This window comes from Singulisphaera photorubra, assembly GCF_045290345.1.
GTDB lineage: Bacteria > Planctomycetota > Planctomycetia > Isosphaerales > Isosphaeraceae > Singulisphaera.
Map to the genome: position 1 here is coordinate 3,863,765 of NZ_CP155447.1, position 20,744 is coordinate 3,884,508.

14 protein-coding genes and 1 pseudogene are annotated in these 20,744 nt (G+C 60.9%); 3 read left to right on the top strand and 12 right to left on the bottom strand.

Translation table 11 applies throughout. The features are described from left to right. Positions 1 to 37: 37 nt before the first annotated feature. From V5E97_RS14825 to V5E97_RS14840, 4 genes are all read right to left on the bottom strand, one after another. Positions 38 to 2,485 (bottom strand): DUF1553 domain-containing protein, encoded by a 2,448-nt coding sequence (locus V5E97_RS14825; protein ID WP_406700090.1) that lies wholly within the window; start codon positions 2,483 to 2,485, stop codon positions 38 to 40. A gap of 359 nt (positions 2,486 to 2,844) precedes the next feature. Then, positions 2,845 to 4,125: a glycosyltransferase family 4 protein gene (locus V5E97_RS14830; protein WP_406700091.1), complete on the bottom strand. Its 1,281-nt coding sequence runs from the start codon at positions 4,123 to 4,125 to the stop codon at positions 2,845 to 2,847. Between the two features lie 215 nt (positions 4,126 to 4,340). Next, entirely contained in the window at positions 4,341 to 5,894 is a 1,554-nt protein-coding gene (locus V5E97_RS14835; RefSeq protein WP_406700092.1) for a glycosyltransferase family 39 protein, read from the bottom strand. Next, positions 5,806 to 7,065 carry a glycosyltransferase family 2 protein gene (locus tag V5E97_RS14840; RefSeq protein ID WP_406700093.1) on the bottom strand — a complete coding sequence of 420 codons (1,260 nt, stop codon included), beginning with the start codon at positions 7,063 to 7,065 and terminating at the stop codon, positions 5,806 to 5,808. Before V5E97_RS14840 ends, V5E97_RS14835 begins: the two co-directional genes overlap by 89 nt. Before the next feature lie 225 nt (positions 7,066 to 7,290). Between V5E97_RS14840 and V5E97_RS14845 the strand changes: the two genes are divergently transcribed. The 3 genes from V5E97_RS14845 (at position 7,291) to V5E97_RS14855 (ending at position 10,246) form a co-directional block, all read left to right on the top strand. Then, the gene (locus V5E97_RS14845; protein ID WP_406700094.1) at positions 7,291 to 8,361 is read left to right on the top strand and encodes a sugar transferase; all 1,071 of its coding nucleotides are present in this window, start codon (positions 7,291 to 7,293) and stop codon (positions 8,359 to 8,361) included. Then, positions 8,358 to 9,392, top strand: a complete 1,035-nt coding sequence (locus tag V5E97_RS14850) for a glycosyltransferase family 2 protein (protein WP_406700095.1) — start codon at positions 8,358 to 8,360, stop codon at positions 9,390 to 9,392. The genes V5E97_RS14845 and V5E97_RS14850 overlap by 4 nt, the downstream gene beginning before the upstream one ends. Before the next feature lie 566 nt (positions 9,393 to 9,958). Continuing rightward, positions 9,959 to 10,246, top strand: a complete 288-nt coding sequence (locus V5E97_RS14855; RefSeq protein ID WP_406700096.1) for a hypothetical protein — start codon at positions 9,959 to 9,961, stop codon at positions 10,244 to 10,246. Positions 10,247 to 10,578: 332 nt separating this feature from the next. Here the strand turns inward: V5E97_RS14855 and V5E97_RS14860 are convergent, their stop codons facing one another. The 8 genes and pseudogenes from V5E97_RS14860 to V5E97_RS14895 form a co-directional block, all read right to left on the bottom strand. Next, positions 10,579 to 12,066 (bottom strand): mechanosensitive ion channel family protein, encoded by a 1,488-nt coding sequence (locus V5E97_RS14860; protein ID WP_406700097.1) that lies wholly within the window; start codon positions 12,064 to 12,066, stop codon positions 10,579 to 10,581. 676 nt (positions 12,067 to 12,742) lie between these two features. After that, positions 12,743 to 13,774: a transposase gene (locus V5E97_RS14865; protein ID WP_406700098.1), complete on the bottom strand. Its 1,032-nt coding sequence runs from the start codon at positions 13,772 to 13,774 to the stop codon at positions 12,743 to 12,745. A gap of 266 nt (positions 13,775 to 14,040) precedes the next feature. Further along, complete coding sequence (locus V5E97_RS14870; protein WP_406700099.1) at positions 14,041 to 15,948, bottom strand: SGNH/GDSL hydrolase family protein; 1,908 nt, start codon at positions 15,946 to 15,948, stop codon at positions 14,041 to 14,043. Positions 15,949 to 16,528: 580 nt separating this feature from the next. Then, a complete protein-coding gene (locus tag V5E97_RS14875; RefSeq protein WP_406700100.1) occupies positions 16,529 to 17,755 on the bottom strand; it encodes a hypothetical protein in 1,227 nt (408 codons plus the stop codon). Positions 17,756 to 17,835: 80 nt separating this feature from the next. Continuing rightward, a pseudogene (locus tag V5E97_RS14880) lies at positions 17,836 to 18,111 on the bottom strand (IS66 family transposase); the annotation flags it as partial. Positions 18,112 to 18,114: 3 nt separating this feature from the next. Next, positions 18,115 to 18,366, bottom strand: a complete 252-nt coding sequence (locus tag V5E97_RS14885) for a hypothetical protein (protein WP_406700101.1) — start codon at positions 18,364 to 18,366, stop codon at positions 18,115 to 18,117. Next, a complete protein-coding gene (locus V5E97_RS14890; RefSeq protein WP_406700102.1) occupies positions 18,363 to 19,088 on the bottom strand; it encodes a hypothetical protein in 726 nt (241 codons plus the stop codon). The genes V5E97_RS14885 and V5E97_RS14890 overlap by 4 nt, the downstream gene beginning before the upstream one ends. 199 nt (positions 19,089 to 19,287) lie before the next feature. Then, complete coding sequence (locus tag V5E97_RS14895) at positions 19,288 to 20,640, bottom strand: IS4 family transposase (protein WP_406700103.1); 1,353 nt, start codon at positions 20,638 to 20,640, stop codon at positions 19,288 to 19,290. Positions 20,641 to 20,744: the final 104 nt, after the last annotated feature.

Sequence of the window (20,744 nt, forward strand, 5' to 3'; positions counted from 1 at the left end):
GGAAAGGTAGGAGGATCCTGACACTCGAAGACGTTGATTAATGATTGAACAAGAATTCCTTGGAATTCAAGAGGCCCCAGAAGAGGTCCTGGGCGCCGAGTGCCCGGCTCGGAGCGTCGACGATCAACTGGCGGGCCGCCTCGTTCTCCTGCGGGGAGGGAAGCCGGTTGAAGGTGACGGTGTAGAGGGTTTCCACCAGGGTCTCGTTGGTCAACTTCGGGTCGCGGAGGAGCTGGGAGAGGCGGCCGTCGGCCTGGGTGAGCTTGCGATTGATGAGATCGCCGTTCATCAAGTGCAAGGCCTGACTCATGGTCGGGTCGGTGGCGCGTTCGCATTCGCAGGCCAATGCTCGCTCGGGTCGGCCAAACGTGTCGAGGAAGTAGGAGGGATAGTTGGTGTCGGGGAGTGCGATGGCCCGTGTGCCTGCCGGTTTCAGAGGGAATTTCTCAAACGTGCCGGTCGCCAGATTGATGGCGTCGAGCAGTTGTTCGGCGGTGAGTCGCTTGACGCGGTAGTGGGTGAAAAAGGTGGTGTCGAGCCGATTGTCCGGGTTCGGCAGCGAGCTGAGCTGGTAGACCCGGCTGTTGAGGATCAGGCGCAAGAGCTTTTTGAGGTCGAAGCCGCCAGCCACGAACTCATTGGCCAGGGCGTCGAGCAATTCGGGATTCGACGGGGGGTTGGTCTCGCGGAGGTCGTCGATCGGGTTGACGAGGCCCTTGCCGAGCAAATAGCCCCAGTACCGGTTCACCACGTTCCGGGCGAGCCAAGGGTTGTTCGAGGCCGTGAGCCAGCGGGCCAAGGCGCGTCGGCGATCGACCGGGTCGTCGGCGGCCTCGTCCCCCAATGGGGTTGGCTTCATCGTTTTGCCGGTCCGCGGTTGGCCGACTTCTCCGGTCTTGGCGACGTAAATGACCTGTTCCCGCCCGAAGAGACCGAACTCCTGGCTCGCCTTGGTTTTGATGCGTGCGAAGTAGGCCGCTAACCCGTAATAGTCATCCTGGCCGTACGATTCGAAGGGGTGGTGGTGGCACTTGGCGCATTGGAGCCTGACGCCCATGAAGACCTGCGCGGTCGTTTCGGCGAGGTCGTCGGGGCCAGTCGCCACCCGGAAGTAGTTGGCGGGACCGTTGGTATAGATCGACCCTTGCGCGGTAATGAGTTCGTCGACCATCGCGCTGACGGGCTTATTGGCCCGAAATGCGTCGCGCAACCAGAGGTTGAACGCGAGCATCCCCTGGGCGCCGAGCTTGGTTCCGTTGATCCGCAGCAAGTCGCCCCACTTCAGCGACCAGAAGTCGACATATTCGGGGCGATCGAGCAACTGGTCGATCAGCTTGGCGCGCTTGTCGGGGTCGGTGTCGGTGAGAAAGAGCTCGATCTCGGTGCGTGACGGGGTGGTCCCGATGGTATCGAGCATGACGCGGCGGAGGAATTCGGCGTCGGTGCTCAGGCCCGACGGGACGAGTCCAACTTCTCGCCACTTTTTGGCCGCCTTCGCGTCAAGGACGGTGCGCTCCGGGAAATCAAATGTCTTGTCGTAGGCATATGGGACCGTCACCAGTGCCAGCGCGGCGTGACCCTGGTAGCGGACCATGAGGTTCGTTTCCCCCTGGCCGACGGTTGTCGCCAGGCCGGTGGGACCTACCTTGGCGACCCCTTCGTTCAGGGTGTCGAACTTGGCCTGGTCGGTGACGTCGCGTGTCGTTCCGTCACTGAATGAGGCGAGGGCGATCAGTCGCTGCTCTTGGCCGGGCTCCATTCTCCTCTGCGCGGGGACGACGCTGATTCCGGTGACCGTTGGATCCTGACTCGTCGGCGCGGGGGCACCCTGCTCCAGCCAGAGCATGATGAGGTCGCTTTCGGGCGAGCCTGGTTCCATTCGCTTGCCTCCACCGTGGGCAACGCCCAGAGTCGGCTTGAGCAGGAGCAGGCTTTCATCGGGAGCGAACGGCGTGACTCGCCGTCCCTCAGCGCTTTTGACGATGGCCGTGTAGTCGGGCTCCGCCTCGAATCCGAGCAGTGAGAGCCTGAACCCCCCTTTTCCATGCTGCGACCCGTGGCAGGCCCCTTGGTTACAGCCGAGTTTGGTCAAGACGGGCTGAATCTCGTTCCGAAAACTGACCCGGCGGGCCGTCTTCGCTCCGGTGACCTCGACGGGAACACGAGCTTCGATCGATCCTACCCGAACGACGACCTCCGCCTTGCCGTCTGCGACGGGATGGAGAAACCCGCGAGGATCGACCGAGGCGATCTTGGGATCCCCCACCTGGAATTGAGCGCTCGACGTCAGATCGAGCCGTGAGCCGTCAGGAAAGGTGCCGATGATAACCAGACGCTGGGCGGCTTCGGGGCCGAAGAGCGTCACCTTCGCGGGCAAGACCTCGAGTTCGGTGGGGACAACGGCTCCGAGTGCCGCCTGGGTTGCCGTGACAGGCAGCCCAACGAATGCCACCAAGCTGACGCCAAGATAGAGGAGGACGCGCATTGGGAAGGCTCTCGTCTTCGGAGTCGGGAGATCGCCCACGCAGGTCTTCGCAGCGTTCGGGTCGTCGACAGATCCGGACGTCGTCACAAAAACCAGGCGCAGGGGGAAGGACCGATCAGCAGTGGGGGGAAGCGACGATCAATGGAGGGGCTAGTGAACCTCCAGGGCCCTTGCTTACCCACCGTTTAACATTGCTCTGCAAATGGTTGGAAATCAAGATCCGACCGAAAAAACCTCAAGGGCGACCTGCTCGAGCATTTGAACCGAAGTCTTGGGGGAGTGGCCCAAGAATCTTGATCGCCAATACGTTCTGATCCCAAAGTGTGCGTTTCGAGAGCATTGCCAACGGACCGGCCGTCTTATCCAGCCTGGCGGCCGAACCCGCCAAGACCAGCCTGGCGGGGGTTGGCGATGGCCTCTTCGGTTCGTGCCCGAAGCGTGGCGTACCGATCGTCCCAGGTATAACCCCGAGCGACGAATTTTCGGCCCGCCTCCCCGAGTTGTCGGGCTCGGGCCGGATCGTTCAGGAGTCCGGCGATCGACTGGCTCAAGCGATCGAGATCGCCGAACGGGACGAGAAGGCCGGTTTCTTCGTGGCGGACGACCTCGGGCACGCCCCCTGCGTCAGCGGCGACGACGGGAAGTCCGTTGGCCCAGGCTTCGAGGAAGACGATGCCGAAAGAGTCGGTCCGGGAGGGCATGGAGAAGAGGTCGATCGCGGCGAAGAAGTCGGCGCGCTGATCGAGGGGAAGCGGCCCGAGGAGGGACAGCCAGGGGGGGGCTCCGCCGGGAAACTCGGCGAGGAACCGTTCGAAGCAAGGGGAGCTTGGTCCTGCCATCACCAGGTGGATCAGGTCGTTGAGCGGCCGGGCCTCGTTCAAACGGGCGATCGCCCGGACGAGGTCGTTGCTCCCCTTGTTCGGGTCGAGTGTGGCAAGGTGCCCGACCACTTGCCGTCCGTCGGGGATGTTCTGTTGTTGGCGGACCCTTTGGCGATCGCCGCCGGTGACCTCTTTATGCTCGACGGCCATGCCGAGCGTCAGGATCCGTGCGTCGGGGATGCCCCACTCGCGAACCTCGTCGGCCTCGAGGCTGGTCTGGACGACCACGACATCGGCGCAGGCGAGGAGCCGAATCTGGTGCGGCTTGGTGTAGTACTTGCGGACCGGATCACCGGGGGTCGCCAGGTGCAGGAACGGGGTCAGGATCAAGGGAGCCCCCGCGTCCTGGGCGGTCCGGAGCGCGGCGTACGAGAAGACGGTGTAGGGGAACCCGACCGCGAAAACGGCGTCGTACTCACCGCGGACCCGTTCGATGCCGGGCAGGATGGGCATGAACGAATCCGCGCGGCATTGGGTCGGCCAGTGGGGCGCGTAGCTCAGGAGTCGGCCAATGTAGCGTTGGAGCGGACGATGTCGGACCGCGAACCGGCGTACCTTCGCTCCATCGACCTCGGTTTCGCTCGGTTCCTCGACGCGTCGCCGCCTCTGATCGGTGAAATACCAGAGGTCGTGGGCGTCGCTCGTCAAGACATCCACGGAATGGCCGTCCGACACAAACCGCCGGACAATCGCCCGCCCGTAATTCTCAGCTCCACCCACGCAGGGGTAATAGCGGTGTGTAAACCAGGCGACCCGCATCGGGTGTGTCCTCCTTGACGAACATCCGCCGCCGCTTGCCAGACGCTTGTTCCGCCGTCCGTAACGAACTGGCCACCAATCAGGTTCGGTTTGAAACTGAGTGAAGTCAACTCCGCAAGCGCCAGTCGCGTGGCCGGAGTTGACTTCCGTCCGCAAGCCGAGCCGCCGTTACGACCGGACGGGATCGCGAACGTAATCCCGACCGGTTCTCGGGCTTATTGCCGTCTCGTTGAGGGGGCGGCCGGGGCCTCGGTCGCGGGCGACTGCTGAGCGACCGTCGGTCGCAAGGGCCCGCGGCGGTCGTAGATCTGAATCTGCACCTCACGCGGCTTTGGGTGGGCCGGGATCGTGAGGATCGGGTCGCGGCCTGCGATCATCCTGCGAACGACGGGTCCGTAGTTCCAGCGTCCTCGGAGATGCGCGTCCCGGACGACGACCCAGCGTGTGTTCGGATCAATCGCCGCCCAATTCACCTCGGAGAATTTGAAGCCGGGCTGACCGCTGAAGAAGAGCGACCAGTCGGTCATGTCGAGAACCTTACCGTGTTCGTGGGCCTTGGTTTGCGCGATCCAGGTGCCGGCATCGCGATAGGCCGAGAAACTCCCGTGGTAGGAGGTCATGCCCTGAACGTGCGGGATGGCGATGAATCCGGCCAGGATGGCGGCCCAGACTCCGGGGCCAAGGCGGAACCGTTCCTCGCCATGCCCCAGCCATTGCCCTGGAATCACGATCGAACGCATCAGCCAGGCCAGGCCATTGGCGGCCGCGAGGGTGAGAAGCATCGCCGGGACGAGCCCATGCCGAACGGTGCAATACCCGCCGGTCGCGTGCAACCGGATCAGGCCGAGGGCCGAAGCCGTCACGATGACCCCCATGAACAGCCAGACCCGAGCCCGTGCCGACCAGGGCCGCGCGGTGATCAGGCCGAGCAAGACGAGGGGCAAGAGCGGAGTCGTCACCGCGGTCCGGACCACCTTGAGCATCCGGCGAGTCGCCATGCGATAGGTCTCAACCGTGGTCTGGTTCGGCGCCAGCGGGCGTTCCCGTTCGAGTGCCATCGCGTCCGACTTCGGTGCCGTGCCGAGGAGTCGGGCGATCGACGGCTTGGTCCCGAGCCCCCCTTTGGCCGCCATGTACGGTCCGACCAGCAACAGCGGCCCAAGAACCAGGAATGCCACCGCGGCCCACCATCGCGGCCAGTAGATTCGGGTCGCCCAGTGGAGTGGCAGGACCAGGAGCGTCGACACCAGGGCCAACGGAAGGAGCATCCCCTCGGGACGCGTTAAGTAGGCCAACGCGCTAAAGGCGATCGTCAACGGGAGCCAGAGGAAGCGGCCCTCACGTAAGAACCGGACCGAGGACCAGAGCCCCCAGGTCCAGAAGAGCAAGAAGGTACACTCACTCAGGACATTGATCACCACGAACCCGGAGATCGGGTTGCCGAGGCAAAGCAGGCAGCCAATCCAGGCGGTCGTCGGACCATAGATTTCCAGGCCGAGCAAGTAGATCGGAATGACCAGCAAGATCATGGCGCTGGCCGAAACGATTTGCGCGGATCGCTGCCAGGAGATCGGATCGGTTCCGCCGATCACCCGGTGGACCGCGGCGATCGCCATCGAGTGGAGCGGATGATCCACCGACTTGATCAGCCCTTCGGACCAGGCTCCGCGTTCGATCCGTTCAGCCTGGTGGATGTAGCGCAGGCCGTCGGCGAAGGTGGCGTCCGAGTGGTAGTTGAGCCATAAGAGCAGCCCAGCAACTCCGACCATAAGGAGGCCGACTCGAACTCCATGTTGAATCAGCGACACGCCGGTCCGTCCTTTCGCGGTTTGAGGAGCGTCGCAGTTGACGGTCCTCGTCGCTTCCTGCCGGAACAATTTGAGGAGTGGTGTGCGATCCCTCAAGGGACCCACGAGTCACGGCCAAAGTCTTCGCGGTGATCGAATCGGCCAGGGTCAACACTTGGCGACCCCGCGGTTCGAATCCCTCGCGGAAAGCTCGTGCCATCTCTCCAATCGTCCGCCACGCTCGTCCATCATCGGTCCTTCCTTGGACCATTGACCCGCCGCGCCTTACGATCGCTTCGAGCGATATAATCCTCGAAAGCGTCAGGAACTGCCATCGGGGCAAGTGCTTACGGAAATACAGGAGCTTGCTGTGCCGAGTGATGACCCGCATTCTGGGGGAAATCGCTCGATTTTGCAAGGGATGTAGATGAACAACCTCCACATCCTGGTCATACATGACCGACCAACCGCGATTTTGAGCGGTTCGGCAGAGGTCGACCTCTTCGTAATAGAGAAAGAAGTCTTCGTCCATCCCCCCCAGCATGGCCAGCATCCGGGAATTGAGGAGCATGCAGGCGCCCGTCACCCAGGCGACCGGGCCGGAGCGAGTCCGCCAACCGGGCTGGTATTTCCTTCGCGAGCGCGGTATCAACTGCCCGCAGACCGTTCTGACCAAATTGGGAAAGACGCCGACCGAGGGCTGTCGAGTCCCGTCCGGGTTCAGCAGTTTGAATCCGACGATACCGGGGGCCTGGCTGGGATCCGCCTCATATTGAACAATCCGCGTGACAATCGAGCTGAGCTCACCATCAGGGATGAGCACGTCCGGGTTGAGGACCAAGAGCCAAGGGCTTCGGGCGGCTTGCCAACCGGCGTTCACGCCTGCCGAAAAGCCTCCGTTGTCGGCTCTCGCGAGGAACCGGGTTCCGGAACCTCGTCCGCTGGCCTGCCAAAGATCGGCGGGGGGCCGGCTTGGAGACGCGTTATCGACGACGATGACCTCGCAGAGCCCGTTGGCCACTTCCGGAGTGACTTCCAGCGATTCGACGAGCCGGCGCACCTCCGACCAACTCTCGTAGTTGACGATGACGACCGAAAGCAGGGGAGTCCGCTCAGGGAGTGACTCGGGATTTTTCAGCGGCGATCGATTCACGCGTCCGACCTTGCTGCGGGCAATCGGGGCAACGATAACGGCAAGTTTACCGAATTCACTGGAATAAAGCGTCGGTTCGGTCGATGGAAGAGCTTGAGGGAATTACGCCAGAGGTCCGCCACGGATCGGCGGAGATGCTCCAAGGAGACCGTTGGGGTTGAGCCGGGCGCGGGCCCGGATGGAATCTTGCCCCCACGCCAGACACCGATGGATCGGTGGAAGCCCATGAACAATCCTCTCGAACTGACCGGACGGGTGCGGCCATTGAGCCGTCCGTCAGCGGGGCGCGTCTTGATCGTGGGAGCCCGCCGGGATAGTCGTCGCCTGGCTCGCAGCCTGGGCGAAGGACCCTGGGCCGGGCTTCCGGTCGTTGGCTTCGTCGATGCGGGCCACCCTCGATATTCGGGAGGCATCGGTCGCGGACGACAACTCGCCGTCCACGCCCAGAGCGATCCCGTCCCCGTCCTCGGTGGCATCGACCGGCTCGACGAACTGGTCGATCGTTCGCGTGCGACGCATGTCGTCGTCGCGGTCTCGGGGGGGCCTGCGAAACGACTTCGACCGCGCATCCCCAACCTGACCAATCCGGAAGTGGCCGTGCACTGGGTCACCGAGCAAGTCGATCGGGTCACGCGGCGGCCGCACGATACCTTTGTGCCGGTAGAGCGACCGTCCTGGTCGCTCCCCTGGGATCGGCTCGGCAAGCGGCTGGTTGACCTCATCGGTTCGGCCATCGGCCTGACCCTCCTTGCTCCCTTGTTCCTGGTGGTGGCGGTCTTGATCCTCGTGACCACGGGGCGGCCAATCTTCTACTCACAAGAGCGCGTGGGACAGGGGGGTAAGCTTTTTCGGATCCTCAAGTTCCGTAGTATGAGGACGGATGCCGAAGGGGCCACCGGGCCAATCTGGGCCTCGAACCACGATGCCCGATGCACTCCCATCGGGGACTGGCTCCGGCACACCAATATCGACGAATTGCCCCAACTCTTCAACGTGCTCTGGGGGGATATGAGTCTGGTGGGTCCGCGCCCCGAGCGGCCGAATTTCGTGGAGCAATTCCGCGATACGATCCCGGACTACGACCTCCGCCATGCGGTGCCCGGCGGGATGACCGGCTGGGCCCAAGTTCACGGCTGGCGCGGGCGGACCTCGCTTCGCAAGCGGATTCAGTATGATCTCGACTATATCCAGCGGTGGTCGTTCCTGCTCGACTTCCGGATCCTCCTGATGACCGTTCAGCATGTGGCGTGGGGAAAGACCACGTGGGGCAGCCCGAAGCGGAGCGAAGGGAAATGAGCCCGCCGCCGGCGTCCGCCGCCAGCCCGGTCTGTTCCGTCGTCATCCCCAGCTATAACGGGCGACCACTGCTGGAGATCTGCCTGGCGAGTATCGCTCGCCACCGGCTCGACCAGCCGCCGATCGAGGTGATCGTCGCCGACGACGCGTCGAGCGACGACACCGCGGAGTGGCTCGCACGGACGCATCCGGACGTGCGGCTGTTGCGTCTCGGGCGTAACGGCGGCTTCTGTCTCGCGGCGAACGCTGGGATTGCGGAAGCTCGCGGCCTTTACGTTCAGCTTCTCAATAACGACACCGAGGTCACGCGAGGTTGGATCGAGGCCGGCCTGGCTCCGTTCGCTGACCCTCTGGTTGGCTCAGTCGCCCCCCTGGTCCTCGTGCGTTCCGACCCCACTCGCGTGGACTCGGCCGGCGATTCGTACTCGTGGGTCGGGTGGCCGAGCAAGCGTGGCCACGGCCAGTCCGCACAACGTTGGCTCGAGCATCCCTCCGACCCGGTCTTCGGGGCCAGCGGGTCGAGTGCCTTCTACCGGACCGAGGCGTTGCGAGACGTGGGCGCCCTCGATCCTTCATTCGGCTCCTATTACGAGGACGTCGACCTCGCGTTCCGCCTCCGCTGGGCGGGGTACGGCTGCGTCTTCACCCCCGCATGCCAGATCCTCCATGAAGTGTCGGCGAGCTACGACCACGGCCGTCCCGCACTCCAGCGCCGGATGTCTCGCAACGCCGAGATCCTCTTCTGGAGCGATCTGCCCAAGCGTTGGCTCGCCGCCGCGCTGGTCCCCCACCTCCTCTTCACGATCACACAAGGCCTGTGGCGCGGGCTCCGTGGTCGCGCACGGCCGTTCTTGCTCGGCAAGCTCGATGCGCTCAAGGAACTGCCGAGCTTGCGCAGACGCCGGCGCGTTCGCGTCCACCTGGCGCGTCGGGCCGCGGCTTCCCCTCACTTCCCGATTCGGTTCGGACTCTTCGAGGATGCTCGAAACCATTTGCTCCGGCCTCGCGAGGCGTCTAGCCGCCCTCGGTAGTCCGAAGCCCCTCCGATCCAGGTAGGGCGCTTCCGGCCGCCGTTCGATACGTGGAGCTCCGATTCTCGCCTGCCTGATCTCGCATTTTCCTTACTTCCTGCGCTCGCTTGGGCTTTCAGCAGCTTCGCTTGAGCGAGGTCGGCGGAGCTCCATGTTCGAAGGCTAAAGCTTCGCAGGACCCGTTTTCCCCTGCCTGCTCGCAATCGGCCGTGGCCTCATCGTGGGCCCTACGGGAAATGAATAAGAAATCGGCATCACGGCAAATGTTTTGATTCTAAATCGGCTGGGCAAAGGCCGATAGGCGGATGAAAGTTATAGCCGGAGATGGTTATCACCCGTAGCGGCTACCTCAGCGGGCCAATCCCCCAGAAGCTCCGCGATAATTCACCACGGCGAGCGAATGCCTTGGGAACGACTTCGCCGCCAAGAGGCATGACGATGAGCATAGGAGCCGCCGCAGCCGCCGGAGCCGCTGCCGCCGCCATGGCGGAATTGCTGAGGCAAGAGGAAGAAGAGATGACTCCTACAGCGACAAGGACCTGGCCGAGGGCTGGGAGTTCAAAATCGTGCGATCAACTTCGGCGGCGTTCCGCAAGCCCGAGCAGCTCCGCGCCGTACTTGCGGAGGAGAAGAAGGGAGGGTGGGTATTCGTCGAGAAGTTCGATGATTCACGCATCCGCCTCAAACGTCCGGCCGGTGCGAAGCTCATGGAGGGGGATTTCGAGGACGGGTATGACCCTTACCGCAGCATGGTAGGGATCTCAGGAGAGCAACGATTATTGATCTTCGCGATAGGTGTAGGCGTTCTGTTTGTGTCGTTCATCATTGTCGTCGCACTCTTCGATATTCGTTGAGCAACGGACATCTGATCTATTGGCCCCGACACTACCGGTGCCTCCCGCAGGCGAGCTGATTTGCGGGGATGTCCAGCACGTAGAACGGGACAAACAGCCATGGGACGCCCAGTCACGAGGCTAGGCGGATTGTTCAGATTTCCTGTCTTACCCATTTTGGTGCCTGGCTGTCGACTCTACTTTATCAGTATTTTTTATGTGAGCGACCGTATCCAAAGCAAACGAGCAAACGGTCTCGGCTTCTTCTCAACTCCAGCACCCGGAGCAGCGTCAATCCAACATCGGGTTGCTTCGCTCCGGGCGATTTACAGTCAGTGGTCATTGGGCTGCGCTCAATGCGCTTCGGCGTGGTGTTCCTGAAGCAGGTTCGTTCCTTCCTCGCTCATGTGTTCTGACTGGCTGAGAGCATGCTCCATCGGTGTCTGATGTTCTCCCTCGGGGCGAAGTTCCGCCTTTTCCGCCGCGCGAGTATCGTGTCTCAGGTTGGCCTTCGCCTGTTCGGCAGTAACGACCGGTGCGATGGCTACGGAATCGGGCTTGGTTTGGCCGTTGGCCTCAAAGACATCCACTGGCACGCGTCCGCCCACCGAGAGCATGACGTTGGTCGGGGGAGGCGTAATCCCCGCTTGCTGCAAGGCCACCTTGACCTTCAGCTTGACGTCGCTCTGCAATTTATTGCCATCAATCCCTCGAACGGGCATCCAGTAGTAGGCGCGAAGTCGAACGCCACCAGGTTCCAGAGCTTCGAGCAAGGCACTCGCTGGCGGGTCGGAGAGAACCCCTTCTTGCTCGCGCAACGCCTTGGTCATAGCATCAATCGCCGTGGCGGTTGAGACTGTGTACGGGATCACCACGTCAAAATTGCCCCGCGAGCTTGGCGAGGCCGACGAGTTCACTAAAATTTCCTTATAAATAATATTGTTGGGAATCCGAATGTGCTTACCTTCAAGCGTGACCAACACCGTCGCCCTCGTGTTGAGCGACATCACCACCCCAGCCTTGTTGGCGACTTCGACGTAGTCACCAATCCGGAACGGCCTGCGCATGCCCAACAAGATCGAGGCGATGAAATTCTCGGCGATGTCTCGAAATGCGAAGCCAAGTGCCAGGCCGGCGACACCCGCCAGTCCCAGGATCGAGAGCACCGCCTGCGTCAGTTCGAGTACATTCAAACCGAGCAGAACTCCGCCGAGCATCAGGAATGAGCTCAAGAGCGACCCAACGACGGATCGAACCAGTATATTCTTAATGAACGGGGCGAGTAAGACTTCCGAATAACGGCCGAAGAGCCGCCCCACGACGAAGCCGCCCAAGGCGATCACGAGCGCAATGATGACCAGCAGCCACTCTCGTGCCACGGCCGTCCAGAGGTCCTTAAGCACCTTCTCGGCCAGTTCTGAAGCGGTCAAAACCTGGGCATCAGTCTTCATTCGGTTGAGGACCAGGCGCACGCCTTCGACTCGCCTCGTGAACAGCGTCACGTTTTCGCGAACCTCGGCATCCTCAACCTGCCCTTCAAGCGTCACCACGCCGTTCTTGACTGTCACCTGGGCCAGGCGAACTCCTGGATACTTCGGCAGCAATTCGATCAGGGTTTCCTGAACGGCATGGTCGACAGGTTTCTCCACGCTGATTGAGCCGGCCGCCGTGGCGACCGTCGCTTCAGGGTTATCGGGGGTCGGTGCGGCGGTCGGTCCCTCACCTTTCGTCGCGGGGCCTGTCGCAGCAGGCTTCGGGGTCGCGGATAACCCGGGAATCTGAGCCCAAACTCCTGTCGTGACCGACAGACTCAAGATCATCGTCAGAAGGAAATATTTCATCTCGACGCGTCGCGCCGTAGATCGTGTGCACTCCATTGGATCCCTTTCTCCATTCTCAACGGCGATTTCAAACAAAAACAAGAACTGGCCTAGAACCGCCGTGGTCACTCAGGACCCTCCGTGATCGGGGATGATGCAAGCGCATAGAATCAATCTTCCCGAAGGCGTTGGCCAAAATCCGAATTGGTTTGCGAAAATGCAAATTCCGGACCATTTAAGCATCGAAAACAGGTCAAAATTTCGAGCCATGACAGGTTGTCCATTGCCCGCGGAGCCAGGCGGAGCCAGGAAGCCAGGCACTCAAGCCGGGGAAACTGGGTAGCTTCGGTTGGCTTGTTACTCGCGCGGAGCCAGGCGCGCGGAGCCAGGAAGCCAGGCACTCAAGCCGGGGTGGAGCCAGAGGCGGAGCCAGGAAGCCAGGCACTCAAGCCGGGGAAACTGGGTAGCTTCGGTTGGCTTGTTACTCAAAGACCTCTATGAGTCTAAAAGTGTAATGATGATCATGTGTTTGCGAAAAGTTGGACTAGGGTGCGGGCCGGCTGGCTTTCTCCCGTACCACAGTTCAGGTCCCCTTGCGGACGTGAGATGTCGTCGGGGTGCCGGCGGCCTCAAGAAGTTTTCGGCGAGGAAGGGTGGGTTCGAGGCGGGTGATTGGTGAGGAGAACCGGCAAGAAGTTCAGCGGGCCGTGGCCAGAATTGTGGGGTGAGAAGGAGATGAAACGCGGAACGATGGGAAACGCCGCGAAGTGTTGGGGCAAGGACGCGGACGAACCAGACGCGAGGCAGGACGAGAGCGGCGGTGAAGACTCTCGAAGTTCTCCCGCCAGACCTCGCGGTCCAGGCCTAATCGGGCGAAGATGGATGCGGTATCGGCCGCCAGGCACTCCTTGCCGTTCCGCTCCAGTCGACTGGCGGCGTCGACGAGACGGAGGTAGCACGCCAAGGTGAAGCCGGAGACCAGGCCCACGCGGCCGGGTGACGATTCGCGCCGGTCGTTGACCGGAGCGAGCCAGAGTCCTTCCTCCTGGATGGGGTCATCGGATTGGGTCGAGAGATCGTCGCGGAGCGTGGCCGTGACTCCCAGGTCGCGAACGTGGTCGAGCCGAGCGCGGAGCGAAGTGTGCGACGCCATCTCGGGAGTCTCGGCGATACCGGCGGCAACAGGGTTCAGGTCAATGTAAGCGGCGACGGCCAAGAGGGCTTCGTCGTCGAGCACGGCGACGCTGCGAAACCGGCCCTCCCAGAAGGCTCCGGTGCAGCCGTCCTCGCGGTTGGCCCGCCGAGCCAGTGGTTCCTTCAAGCTCTTCATGAACCAGCCCAGGTCTCCCAGCCTGGCGCGGGTCCGGGCGACCCAGGAAGCGTCGGCGGCGCATTGGCGCACCCGTTCCTCGGCGATCGGCAAGGCCTGTCCCGAGAGATCGCGGAGCGGGTGCAAGGTCAGCCAGCGGCGCGCGACCTCCTCATCCGACCACGCTCGGGCTCGATCGGAATCGAGCCGGAGGAGCAGGTGGAGGTGATTGTCCATAACGGCAAATCCGCCGCAGTGGATGGCAAAGAGTTCGACAAGTTCACGTAGCCGCGCGATGATCCAGTCCCTGCGGTGGGCGCGGTCGTCGCCGCAGAGCCGGGCGCGTCGGACGCAACGTGAGATGCAGTGATACCACGGTGTGACGGCTTCGTCGACGAGTTGCGAGCGTGGGGTAGACATCGTGGAACCCTCCTCGGTTCCGGCGAATCTACGGAGGATGTGATCGGTTGTCCATAGTGATGCGGATAATCCACATGGCATGATTTTGTGGATCTATTAGGCCTCCCGTCTTACCGGGTCGAAGGTGCCTGGCCAGGTCTCTCCGCAAGGCCTCCCGTCTTACCGGGTCGAAGGTGCCTGGCCAGGTCTCTCCGCATGGCCAGGTCTCCCCGCAGAACTCGCATGTCATTTCGGTGGATATAAGCTGAAATATTTGATAACTCGGATCATTCTGACTTCGTCGCCGCCCAGTAGTCGGCCTTCATGCCTGGAATATCCGCGGCCGTCCAGACATGAATCTTCACGCCATCCTGAACGATCTGCGTCTGGGTCGCTAATTTCGGACGCAGGTAGGCCTCGAACACGGCGATATCCCAGACGGTGCGCTGGGCATCGTTCGGGGCGTAAGATTCCCACCGCTTGATGAGGTAATCGGGGACCCCGGGCCGGCCTTTGAAATGAGAATCCATCTCGGCCTTGGACCACTGGAATTTGCGGAGCGTTGTGTTCGGCATGACGTGAAGTTCAACACCGCACTTGAGGAGATGGCCCGCGGCATGCAGGTCACCCCTCGTGTTGGACTCATCCGGTATTAGCCGCCCGTCCTTGTAGAGATATCCCATGACATAGACCGCGAGCTTGTCCTTGATGCTTGGGTCAATCATCAGCGCGGAGGCCACCGTCGTGTATGCCCCGAGCGTAAACAGGTGAAGCTTTTGACCGGCCGGCGTTTCTTTCGCCTTGGCAATGATGTCCCGCGCCGCGGGTGACTCGACCGGCGTGGTCGCGTCCTTCATCGCGTGCAGCGAACCGATTGGATGCGACACCCGATCCGACAGTTTCAGGATCGCGAGGACTTCCTCGTTCATCTTCTGACTCGCGTGCGTGTTGGTCACGAAGTCATGCGGACCGTCCCAACCCATTGCGGACAGGCCGACGACGTTCAACTCCGGCGCGACCAGTGCGCGAAACACGGCGTACGGGTCATCGACCTCGGCCGCCATGTCGGTGTCGATGTAGACGCGTGGCTTCGCCGACGCACTCGTCGTCGGCTCGCTCAAGACCTTGCTGACGATCGGAAACAGGTACTGAGCCTGGCGCTGCATCCCGATGTCATTGTAGTGAACCCCGTCGACGGTCCCTTCGCCATCGTCACCGATGAGGTCCGTCCCGCCGATCATGATCAGTCCCTCGACACCCTCCTTTTGCAGGCGTTGCACCGCGACTTCCTGCCTCTGGGTGAGGTCCGTGGGATGAGCCTCCGGTCGGATCAGCGACTGCCCGATGAAAAGAATCGGCGTGACCGGATGCGTTTTCCGAAGGGTCTGCACGAGTTGAGTGGTGCGGTCAAAGTACACGTCCTGCGGTGCCCCCATGTTCCACGCGCAGTCGATGAGATAAACCGCCGGATCCAGCTCGGCCAAGACTTCGCCCACGGGCGCGGCCATATCACCGGAGGCGGAAAACCCCAGGTTGATCACGGGCCGGTCGAGCATCCGGCCCAGAATGGACGTCCAGACCATCCCCGGTCGCGACGCGCACCCGCCTTGGGTGATGGATGTCCCATAGACCACGATCGGCTTGCGCAAGGCTTCGGGACGCGCGGGGGGCTTATCCAGATGACTTCCCGGCGGCACCCCGATTTCCAGAGACGTGGTGCCGTTGTACAGAGGGAGGTACAGCAGGCACTCGCGCTTCGCCTTACCGCCGTCGGCAAACTCAATCGTCGAGAGATTGCCTTCCTGCTTGTCCGGCCTACAGTTCCCGACAAACCGCCACTCACCCGAGGCGACGCGGGCATAAAGATCCAGGCCGCTGCATCCGGTCGCGGGCATGTGCGGCATCGCCAGCCCGCCTTTCCTCAGCGACCATCGCACGCTGACCGAGGGAGCATCCGTCACAAAACGAATGCCGATGCCGGCGCTATCCGTACTTTGGGCCCGGGCGACTTCATTGACCTTGAGCTTAGCGGAATCCGGCAGCCGATCGAACGGACCGGCGGTTTTCGCCCAACCCTTTCCTTCGATCTCAAGCGACGTCGCGTCTTTCCACTGCAGCTCTGACGCCGCGGCATGGCCAAGACTGACGGCACACAAAATCACCAGACTCGAAAAAACCTTTGTATCAACAATCATTGGCTTGTTTGCCCTTTTCAGGACGCGGAAGTACGGAACACAAGTGGCTCGAGGAGCCGGAAAAGGGGGACATAGCGATTTTAGGCCTGGTCCTTCCGGGGACGCAAGCACGATTCCAGGAGCGAACAATGGGGGGCATTCGTCGATATTGCCGTTAACTGGGTGAAATGGGGCGTCACAAAGAATCTCATGGATGATTTTATGAAGATTGCACAGAGTTAGTCGGAATATATGGATATGATATTTGGATTCTCCCAAGAAGGAAGTCGCCAAGGCGCTTGCAAAGTCACGAGTCCCTCCACGTGCAAGCCAAAGCGGCCGTCCCCATTCAGTCCACTGGAGAGTCTAATAGAGTTTTAGTTCTGTTTGCGTTCATGTGGTTATTGGTTGCGTGGTTGAGGTTGACGATCTTCGGAAGCCAGAACCGAGGGCGGAGTCTGAGCGCCGGACGTGCTTGACGTGGTCTGGAGGCGCGCCCGGCCTGGAAGCGGCAGACATCGAGTGTGCTCTCAAGGGGGTGTTAAAGCTTGCGCCGACTTCTCGAAATGGCCCACGGACTTGCGCTTGCCGTGGCGCCGGCCTACATTGAAGTCACCTCGAAGCCAAGATCTCGGCATCGGAGAATGAAATTGTGTGGATCAGATCGGCTTTTCAACAAGAGGTAGCTGGGCGGGGCTCCTGGTTCAAGGTAGCCCTTCAGACGCGGGTGATCATGGATTGCCGCCAGTGTCTCGGCGTTCTCAGGCTTGATCAAGGCGCTGCACCAGCGGATGCCGAGCTTGCCGCCCGCTCTCGGCTTCGTGCCCAGCAGATCCGCGACCGTCGAAGGTAAAGCGACCACATCAGGGAAGACGTCCCGCAGCTCCTTCCCCGGTTGGCTTGATGCGGATGAGCTGGCGATCCTCTTGCGGTCGAGCCGGAATTCAAAGACCTGATCGATTCGTTTGATAGTGCTGTAGCGGAACAAGGTCACGAGCTGCTCCCAGGCCAAACCCGCTCCCGCGAAGACGGAGAGATCGGACTGCACACGCAACTCTGTAGCGAGTTCAGGTGTAGGGAGCCGTGGCCCAAGTTCCAGCATTGCCAGGCCAAGCGGGCTGGCGAAATACCAGTCAGACTTCTTGGCATGAGCGCCATAGGCCCACTCGTCCATATTGAGGGCGGTGATCAAGGCCTTCTGGCCCTTGGGGTCGAGCCATCGCCGCCACTCTGCGAGCTTGACCTCATCGAGCGCGAGTCCGAGTGTTTGACCCGCCTGGATCAAGTCGACCTCGGGCAGTAGGGAAAAGGCGTGGAAGACCTGGCCAACCTCGGATTCGACCAGCGCTAACCCTTGGAATGTTGAGAAGAAGAGGGTTAGGAACTCGATCAGATACGATTCCTTGTCGCCTTTGGAATACCAGAAGCGTTGGTTTCTCTGGTAGTGGGCGAGTCGAAGGACGCCTTCACGAATGATCACCGGGAACCGTGTGGGGTCCTTATCCCAAAACGTGGTGAGGTTCGGTCCCGGCTTGAACTGATTCGGGCGATCGTGCTGGACCACATCCATGGCGATCAGGAGCTTTCCAATCCGCTCGGTGAGGTACTGGTTGAAGTTCGCTTCCTTGCCGACCCGGTTCACGTCGGTCATGTTGGGTGCACCGTCGCTCTTGGCCTGAACTTGCCCCGACAGGAGGATGCAGGCAACGGCTCGATACCAGTAGCTGACGTATGGAAAGGCCTGGTTCTCCCCGAGGTTTTCGACCGGTAGGGTCTTCTGTTGCTCGACGAATTGGCGAATGGAGTCGGGCGTGCGTGCCTTGGCCATGCTCTCGTTTTTCCAATCCTTCGCGATTCGACGGAAATCTGGAAACCGCAGTTTATTGCAAGTTGTTCCAGGGTAACCGTTCACGCCCCATCATCCAGGATCGATGGCTTTCGGGAGCGATTCTGGTGGGCCCTGATGGCTTGCGTGAGAAATTCTAACACGCCGCGGCCCTGGGATCGGCAACTGGCAACGACGGTTAAAATCCGTTCCACCAACCGAATGCCCCGTTCGCTGTCGATACCGTAGCTCGATTTCCGCCAGCCGACCGCGTGACGAACGGCCCGCTCGGCCGCATTGTTCGTCGGCTCCACGCCCGGCCTCGACGCGAACGTCCAGAGAATCGCCTCAAGGAGCAACCATCAGTAGCTATGTGCTTCCATTGGGAGATTTGGTGAATCTATTAATCTGTCCTCGAGTCTTAGCAACTTCCTCAAGTCTCCTGATTTTCCCTGTTTGGGTGCATGGCCACCAATTGCGATATCCAAGGAAGCTCTGACAATTCTTGTCTGGATGCCGAGTTTGTCGGGCTTCGCCTGAGGTTTTGTCAGAGCCTCTGATGCCCCGACGTCCCTCCTAATCGAGGTTTCCGCCGTTCCCTTGTCCGGCGTCATTCGACCCGTCCGGCGACGACCATCTCCCTGATCTTCTCCACCAGGCCCCTGATATACGGCGATTCGTGCTTATCGGGCAGTTCGCCATAGTAGTGCCAGCGGCGGCACTCATAGAACAGACAGGTTCGCAATTCAGTCAAGGTCGAGTCCCGTATCTGGTTGGCGATCTCTTCGCACTGCTCGAACGAGCCCCAGTGCTTGAACCCGTTGAACGTATTGGCGAGCCGCCAGACCTCCGTCCCAGCGGCGTCCGGGGACGGCAGGTGGTCATTCCTGAGGGCGTCGTTCGGGATCGCCTCAATTAGTTCAAATGCTGTATCAGGCATCGGGTTGGGAAATGGATTATTCCGTGTGTCCATCTCCACCCAAGCATGATCTTGACGCCACTCGCCGTCACTGCGCAGGTATTCAAGGAAGGCGGTCTTGACTTGCTCTAGAGTCAAGTCGTCCTCAACCCGGTATTCCTTTCTTGCTACCCCATCTACATGTTCTAACGTCCAAGGCTCCGAGCCTGTCCTCTGGATAAATTCCCCTATTTCCTTGACAAGCGGATCATCGGGAGGCACGCAATTCGAGGGCGCACGACAACTGGCTTGGATGAAAACATCGTCCGATTTCCAAAGGTGAGCAAAATTCCCCATCGCTTTGCCATCAAAGGCTCGTTCGATGAGGGCGTCCGAGGCGTTGTCGATGTCGGGCATTTTTTGAGACGAGAATCGCAATCCACCCTCCTTCGTTTCATCGCTTCCGGGCCCATCAGTGGCCACGCACTTCAATTGGGGAATCTGAGGTATTTAGCGAAACTACAAACCTTTCCGGTAGTCTTGGTGGCTTAGCCAAGTCTCCTGGTTTGCCCAATTTGGGTGCATGGCCACCAACGGCAGTTACGTCAGAATACAGGAATGCCCGAATGGCATGAACCTAAGAAATAACTCCTTGGCCCATAAGGTCGTTACGAAGTTCCGCTCGTGGCTTTTTCATCAACGGGTACTGCTTCGGCCTTCGCTTCTTCACGCGGGGTTCGACGCGATCGGGGCGATCAGGATTGACGATTAACTCTGGCAATTCGTCTCCCGGTTCCGCCTGCATCAACCAACGCAGTGCGTCGATAAAGCTGATCCGCTCCACCGCCACCTTTTGCCGTTTCGCCGCCTCCATCATCACTAGACATGCCAAATTGTAAAGAATTGCATAAACTGCCAATTCCTTGAGGACGCCTTCCGTAGTCATGCATTTCAATACATCCATTTTCATAGTCTGCTTCAAGTGACGCAGATTCAGCTCAACTCGCCATCTCATTCCATAGAGTTTTGCTAGCGCCTCCAGCGGGTAAAGCTCGGCGTCCAGGAGCGTCGTCACCAGCGTCACAGACTTCGTCCGGAACCCCGGACGGCCCACATCATATCGCAATTCGCGGACCACCAACGTGTCCGGCAACGCCGCGTATTCCTCCGCCGTCATCCACTCAGGAGCATCCACGGGTTTGAACCATTCGACGACTTGATCGAGCATCCCAAGCCCTCGCAGCCAACGCGATCGGGGGAGCCCCTTCTGGGTGTTTTTTTCACCGAGATGAAAGTGCGGACGCCCCGGCGTGAAGTCGACGATCTGACGCTGATGCATGCGAAATACCGCGTGAACAAGCCGTCGGCTTAACATCGCAACATGAGCATAGGAACTGAGACCTCGGTCAACGACCATGATGTCGTCCGCTTGCAGCGTCGGATGGATTCCACCCACCTGCGACATGTCGTGAGTCCGTAACGGCGCTGCGACGACATCCAGAAGGAGGCCGGTGCCGGCGTGGAACAACGCCAGGATCTTGGCGACGGGAAACCCACATCCGGGCGACTGATTGCCGGGCTGACCGAACTTGGCCTGGAGCTCCGGAGTGTCGGGCATGGAGAACGACGAACCATCGACCAGCCAGGTGCGGTGGCCGCGCCACAGGCCTTGGGTTTGGGTGTCCGGAACCAACCCCTTGAGCAGGTTGCGGAGTACGGTCTGGAAGACCACCAAGGGCAAGAAACGACGCGCCTGACAGTAGGCCGTGGCGGTAAAGCTGCGACCGCTGAACAGCGAGATGTGGGTCAGGGCGGTGTTGCCATGGATGACCTGGATCACAAACCAGTGGAGAATCGCGGGTGGAGTGAGCACGCATTGCCGCCAGGTATGCCCCACGGAGCGACAGGCCTCGAAGATGGATTCGGGGGCGAGGTGGAGGGCAATGTCTTGTCGAATCTGCGTGACAATGGTATCAATCCGGTGATGCATCAGAGGGCCTCTTGTGCACGTTGCTGTCGTTAAGCAACTCCATCGTGCCAGGAGGCCCTTCTTTTCTCAACCTCTACAACCGCTTCGCCTTACCGTTGGCTTCA